The following is a 3,979-nucleotide window of genomic DNA, read 5'->3' on the forward strand; positions in this document are numbered from 1 at the left end:
AAGTCTTCCCCACGCCCGTGGGGGTGTTTCCTCGAAAACGGAGTTTTGAACGAGAAAGGTTTGGTCTTCCCCACGCCCGTGGGGGTGTTTCCGAAGTTTCGCAAGTTATTTTTAATCTGGGTGGGTCTTCCCCACGCCCGTGGGGGTGTTTCCATTTCGACCCACCGGCAGGCCGGTGATGTGTTGTCTTCCCCACGCCCGTGGGGGTGTTTTCTTGACCGCGCCCATACTCCAAAAGCATCTCCGCTTGTGTGACTACCTTGATTGCGAGCGTCAGGTATATGTTAGTTATTAGGGATTGGTGGCCAATAACAGTTTTTCTTTCTCGCCATAAAAAGTATCAATGTGTGAGATGTTATAGCGATGTTGCCGACTGTAATGGCGTACCCATGTCATTGCGTGGTGAAAAGCACCTTCTATGCTGTCAAAAACCTGATGAAACGACACGATAGAGGCAAACGGCGGGGTGAATTCAGAATCGTAGACCAACACTTCCGCGCTGCAATGTGGTGTGGTGCGGCAGCCAGTGACGCCAAAGCTTTGCACGCGAATTTTGAACAACACTTCTCGGTCGGTATGGATATCAATTTCTTTTGAATAGAACATTTTTTGCCCCCGATTGCCTAGATAACTTCCATAAATCTATTTTATATGTAAAAAATCACAAAAACACCGTGTTTCGTTTCTTTCTAGGCTTTGTTTGATGTAGGACAATTTAATAATTTATCGTGAGCTTTTGCCCTAAATGGTTTATCATTGTCTCCTTTTTCGATAAATCTACGTCATACCTTGCTTACTTTTTCGCGTAAAATAATAGGGTTTTATGATGAATGGAATATGTGGTGTGCTGTGGCAATGTTGTAGCGGCGCTTTGTCCAATTCGTAAAGGCTAAATAAAATGTCTATTGCTTCTCTCAAACAAATTTCTTTATTTTCTATTCTTGATGATCAGCAACTGTTGATAGAAATTGATAGTCATATCACCACTACCAACTTTATGGCGGGGGAGGTGATTATTCGACAGGGAGAGGATGGCGATTGTTTGTATATGATTCAGCAAGGACGGGTCGAGGTGATACTCGAACATCCTTCAACAGGCACACAGCGGCTCGCTGAGTTAACACAGGGCGATTATTTTGGTGAGATTGCTTTGTTAAAAGTGGTGAAGCGCACGGCGACGGTGCGTGCGCTGACGGATTGCCATGTATTGATGTTGCAACGACAGCATTTGCAAACCGTCTTAGAGAAATGTCCCGCCTTGCGTGAACAATTAGAAAAAACCTACACCGCACGAGCCGCTAATCACTGCTTGTAGCGACTTTTTGCTGTTCCCCCGAGTGATGGCGTACCTACGAACATAGCCGTACCTACGCTCACTGCAATTTAGGCAGCACAGGCGCGCAAATCGCGTAGGTATTCGATGTCGAGTCGCGCTTGGCGGCGTTTGGCTTCAGCGAGGCTAATTGGTTGAAAAACATGTTGCTTGCCGCCCGCCCGCCACGCAGAGATTTCAGCATTGAGCATGCGGCGTTCGGTTGGGGTCATCACTCGTTTTTTCATGGTGTGCTACTCCTCGTTCTGCAAAACCTATTGATTGGCCGTGAGGGCACAATCAATATCAGACGCCAGACCACATTGCGCAGTGCCGGCAACTATTTAGACAGATTCAGACGCAACTAATTTCCTGCTTTTACAACTTTATTTTAGTTTTTTTCATCTTCATCTCAACACCCCTTTGTTGATCATGAACGGCTTTTTGATAGCGGGGTTAGCTTGCGGTAGCTGCATTACAGCATGATGTTACTTCGATGAGCGCAATATGTCGGCAAAAAAATCCCCGCACGAGGCGGGGACGGGGATTACCAGAATTGATACCACGGCACATCACGAGGTTGCCAAGCTTGTGTGAGATAGCGACTATCGGGATAGTTTTTTGCTAACACACGCTTTGCATCATCGCGTAGCTGGGTTTGGCCAAGGGCGTCGTAACCAGACACCATAATTGCCAGCGATTCTTCGACATATTCGGTACTCGAAAACTCTTTAATCACTTGCTGAGCGCGGTTGATTGCCGCCACATACGCTTTGCGCTTCATATAGTGACGCGCCACATAGAGCTCGTTTTCTGCTAAGCCTTTGACCAAATCGCCCATTTTTTTGGTGGCATCCGCACTGTATTTGCTGTCGGGGAAGCGTTTGACCAATTCACTAAAGGCAAGGAAGGCTTCACGGGCCGATTTCGGATCACGCTCGGCGCGATCTTGGCCGGTAAAGCGGGCAAAAATCCCGCCATCGTCGTTGTAATTGACCAATCCCTTAAGGTAATACATGTAATCTAAATTGGGATGCGCGGGATAAAGCTTCATGAAGCGATCGATGGCGGCGAGGGCTAACGCCGGCTCTTGCTCTTTGTAATGGGCATAGGCAAGGTCCATTTGTGCTTGTTGCGCAAAGCGACCGTAAGGGTAGCGTGCCTCCAAAGTTTCATAGAGTTGGATGGAACGGGTATAATTGCTGCTGTTCAGCTCTTCCCGCGCTTCATAATACAGGCGCTCGACTGGCCAGCCTCGGGTTTCATCTTTTGGCTCGGTAGTGGTCGAGCATGCGGCTAACGATGCCGCCATCAGCATTCCTACAACGAATCGTTTCATGACAGATCCCATTGATAATCCGGTCGATTATAACGACTTCTCTAGCCCCCGTGTCGTTGAAATCCCAACTGACCTCGGCGGACAACGTATAGATCAAGCCTTAGCTGCCTTGTTGACCGACTACTCACGTAGTCGATTACAACAATGGATTAAGGATGGCTTTGTATTGATGAACGGCACGCCGGTCAATAGCAAAACCAAAATTTATGGTGGAGAGAAGCTCGAAGTCTTCGAACAACTGACCCCCGAAGAGGCCGCTTTTGCCCCAGAAGCGATGCCGCTGAATATTGTGTACGAAGACGACGCCATTTTAGTGATCGATAAACCCGTGGGCTTGGTGGTTCATCCTGCCGCTGGTAATTGGTCGGGGACTTTGCTTAACGGCCTGCTGCATTACTTGCCCTCGTTGCGCCATATTCCACGCGCTGGCATTGTCCATCGCCTCGATAAAGAAACCAGTGGCCTGATGGTGGTGGCGAAAACTTTGGCAGCCCAAACCGATTTGGTACGGCAATTACAAGCTAGAACTGTCAAGCGGGTGTACCGTGCTATTGCCGATGGTAAGGTGGCGTATGATGGCGTGATTGATGAGCCGATTGGTCGCGATCCTCACCAACGGCAGAAAATGGCCGTGGTGCGGTTTGGCGGTAAACCTGCTGTGACGCATGTGAAGGTATTAGAACGGTTTGACTACCATACTTATATCGAATGCCGTCTTGAAACAGGCCGTACGCATCAAATCCGAGTGCACATGAAACAAGCCGGTCATCCTTTGGCTGGCGATGCGTTATATGGCAATCCTCGCTATAAAATCCCAGAAGACTTGGCCTTGGCAGTGAAAAAACTGGGCCGACAAGCCCTCCATGCGGCGGTGTTAGGCTTGATTCATCCCACCACAGGCGAGGCAATGAGTTGGAAATCACGCTTGCCAGAAGATGTCCGTGAGCTATTAGCCGTGTTGCGTGAACATCAGTTCACCCTCAATCCTGATTACCAAGCGGATGAGGATGACATCGACGATGGTGATGATGGCGATTGGGAAGTAATTTATACCCGAGAGTGAAGGGATTCTGCTTTTGTCGAGGCGTGTGGTTAATCATGCTCTGCCACCGCCTCGACAATCGCCAGACGGGTGGTCAATCCTGGCGATTCGATACCAATCAAGCGAATGAGGCTATGAATCTCATGCTGATCTAGTTTGAGATTGTTGCAGATAAAGTCTGCCACTCAAACCCCACCACATTCCGCTGTTCACGGCTAAACTCAACCCCAATCAAATGAATCGGTTCACCTCGGCTGCGGTATTTCTCGGCATAGCCTCGGTCTTG

The 3,979-nt window shown here is 48.8% G+C and carries 6 protein-coding genes; 2 read left to right on the forward strand and 4 right to left on the reverse strand.

Annotated elements, in window-relative coordinates; genetic code table 11:
- Positions 1-291: 291 nt before the first annotated feature.
- Entirely contained in the window at positions 292-606 is a 315-nt protein-coding gene (locus G465_RS0112510; RefSeq protein WP_022654780.1) for a hypothetical protein, read from the reverse strand.
- A gap of 292 nt (positions 607-898) precedes the next feature.
- Between G465_RS0112510 and G465_RS15245 the strand changes: the two genes are divergently transcribed.
- Complete coding sequence (locus G465_RS15245) at positions 899-1,315, forward strand: cyclic nucleotide-binding domain-containing protein (protein ID WP_022654781.1); 417 nt, start codon at positions 899-901, stop codon at positions 1,313-1,315.
- 68 nt (positions 1,316-1,383) lie between these two features.
- On the opposite strand, the gene G465_RS15870 is transcribed toward G465_RS15245, so the two are convergent.
- Positions 1,384-1,560, reverse strand: coding sequence for a hypothetical protein (locus G465_RS15870; protein WP_022654782.1), 177 nt, complete (start codon positions 1,558-1,560; stop codon positions 1,384-1,386).
- Positions 1,561-1,859: 299 nt separating this feature from the next.
- Positions 1,860-2,651, reverse strand: coding sequence for an outer membrane protein assembly factor BamD (locus G465_RS0112525; protein ID WP_022654783.1), 792 nt, complete (start codon positions 2,649-2,651; stop codon positions 1,860-1,862).
- On the opposite strand from G465_RS0112525, the gene rluD reads away from it, so the two are divergent.
- Positions 2,650-3,714, forward strand: coding sequence for a 23S rRNA pseudouridine(1911/1915/1917) synthase RluD (gene rluD, locus G465_RS0112530; RefSeq protein ID WP_022654784.1), 1,065 nt, complete (start codon positions 2,650-2,652; stop codon positions 3,712-3,714). The two genes, G465_RS0112525 and rluD, sit on opposite strands and share 2 nt — an antisense overlap.
- A 29-nt stretch (positions 3,715-3,743) precedes the next feature.
- Here the strand turns inward: rluD and G465_RS16415 are convergent, their stop codons facing one another.
- Positions 3,744-3,878 (reverse strand): hypothetical protein, encoded by a 135-nt coding sequence (locus tag G465_RS16415; RefSeq protein ID WP_281166799.1) that lies wholly within the window; start codon positions 3,876-3,878, stop codon positions 3,744-3,746.
- Between the last annotated feature and the right edge of the window lie 101 nt (positions 3,879-3,979).

It is taken from the genome of Aquaspirillum serpens DSM 68, assembly GCF_000420525.1.
GTDB classification, from domain to species: Bacteria; Pseudomonadota; Gammaproteobacteria; order Burkholderiales; family Aquaspirillaceae; genus Aquaspirillum; species Aquaspirillum serpens.

Bases quoted from the DNA above. Each gene is read 5' to 3' on its own strand.
- G465_RS0112510 (WP_022654780.1), bottom strand. From the start codon at position 606: ATGTTCTATTCAAAAGAAATTGATATCCATACCGACCGAGAAGTGTTG.
- G465_RS15245 (WP_022654781.1), top strand. From the start codon at position 899: ATGTCTATTGCTTCTCTCAAACAAATTTCTTTATTTTCTATTCTTGAT.
- G465_RS15870 (WP_022654782.1), bottom strand. From the start codon at position 1,560: ATGAAAAAACGAGTGATGACCCCAACCGAACGCCGCATGCTCAATGCT.
- rluD (WP_022654784.1), top strand. From the start codon at position 2,650: ATGACAGATCCCATTGATAATCCGGTCGATTATAACGACTTCTCTAGC.
- G465_RS0112525 (WP_022654783.1), bottom strand. From the start codon at position 2,651: ATGAAACGATTCGTTGTAGGAATGCTGATGGCGGCATCGTTAGCCGCA.